The sequence below is a fragment of the Oleiphilus sp. HI0086 genome (assembly GCF_001635225.1).
Genome location: NZ_LWFZ01000925.1, coordinates 1 through 611, shown reverse-complemented (window position 1 = coordinate 611; position 611 = coordinate 1). Strand labels below are relative to the sequence as shown.

The 611-nt window shown below is 35.8% G+C and carries 2 protein-coding genes; both read right to left on the bottom strand.

Features of this window, described 5'->3' with window-relative positions; genetic code table 11:
* Window positions 1–132, bottom strand: a 132-nt coding sequence (locus A3756_RS16640; RefSeq protein ID WP_231875558.1) for a phosphopantetheine-binding protein, incomplete at its 3' end; no start/stop codon positions are given.
* Between the two features lie 104 nt (window positions 133–236).
* Window positions 237–611, bottom strand: a 375-nt coding sequence (locus A3756_RS16635) for an asparagine synthase-related protein (protein WP_197481350.1), incomplete at its 5' end; no start/stop codon positions are given.

The window sequence follows — 611 nt, the reverse complement described above, 5'->3', positions numbered from 1 at the left end:
TTCATCTTCAACGGTGATGTTAAAATCATCCTCAAGCAGTGCAATGACTTCGAGTATTCCCATGGAGTCTAGAATGCCTTTATCCAAAAAAGAGTCATCATTTTTGAGTTCGTCTTGATTGTCTGTGAACATGTAGTTCTCAAGGATAAATGTTCTTAGCGTTGCTTCATTGCTCATAGTGTTTCCTAAATCTTAAATAAAAAGATGTTGTTACATTATTGTAAGGATTATTTATTCTAACTGATTCTGTGTAACTCGGTATCATTAGAGTGATGGTTTTTGAAATTACTCTCAAATTGATCAATAAAATGATGGTGCCAGGCTTGGGTTGATAAGACGGATACAAGCGCTGTGTTGTCTTTTTGGCTAATTGCCTTACCTGATTTGATTTTTTTCAATAGTAGCGCCACTTTGTTTGGGTTGAAGTAATTGCTGTCTTTCAAAGAATTCTCGCTTAGTAAGCTTTCAACGTATTCGGGCGTACTGTCACTAAAAAAGGATGGTATGTTAGGTGCTCTATAAGGCTGTTTATAACGCTGGACAATAGTATTTGGCAAACGATTTTGCATCGCTTTTTTTAGAATGTACTTTTCGTTGAACGCTTTCATCTT